The 584-nt window shown below is 43.0% G+C and carries 2 protein-coding genes; both read right to left on the reverse strand.

All coding sequences use genetic code 11. From position 1 onward, the window contains the following. Positions 1–231 (reverse strand): hypothetical protein (locus tag AAHB90_RS32520; protein ID WP_342089496.1); only part of this gene is annotated, 231 nt, incomplete at its 3' end. A gap of 118 nt (positions 232–349) precedes the next feature. Further along, a partial coding sequence (locus tag AAHB90_RS32525; RefSeq protein WP_342089497.1) for a phosphopantetheine-binding protein occupies positions 350–584 on the reverse strand: 235 nt, incomplete at its 5' end.

A 584-nucleotide genomic window follows, 5' to 3' on the forward strand; every position in this document is an offset into this window, starting at 1 on the left:
TAAGTCCGAGCTGGTACGCTTTCGAATTTTCTGAGCCAGCCCACTTCTGCTACCGATAATGATTGCAATGTCTTCTTTGTATTTCCTAATCTCCTCTAAAAGCGCCTGGTTTAACTGCTTGTTTTTGTCAGCCTTAAACTTGACTTTGCCATCCTCGATAAATATCAATACGCCTTCTTCGCTTGCTTGCTTGATCACATTAATTGCCTCGCTCAAATTATTAGAACTCATGGACTTGTCAAGTTTGAATGGAGGAACTGAAAACTGTTTTATACGTACGAGCGGTTAATTTTCGCTAGAATCCGCAATCAACACTGGATTGCCACCCGCTTTGCTCATTCTTGTCCCGCTATAGATCAAATGTGTCTAACTCTGCATTCGCTTCTTCTAGTTTTCTTTGAAGCTGAATTACATCCAGATATCGCGCCAAATATTCGACAGTGCTTAATTCGAAAATTTTCCTGATCGAAACCTGAGCTGATAGATCGTCCCGTATTTGTGCGGTTAACTTAACTGCCATCAGCGAGTGGCCTCCCAGCTCAAAGAAGTTGTCATGGATACCCACCCGGTCAAGGCCCAAAAGG

This window comes from Dyadobacter sp. OTU695, from assembly GCF_038440355.1.
Lineage (GTDB): Bacteria > Bacteroidota > Bacteroidia > Cytophagales > Spirosomataceae > Dyadobacter.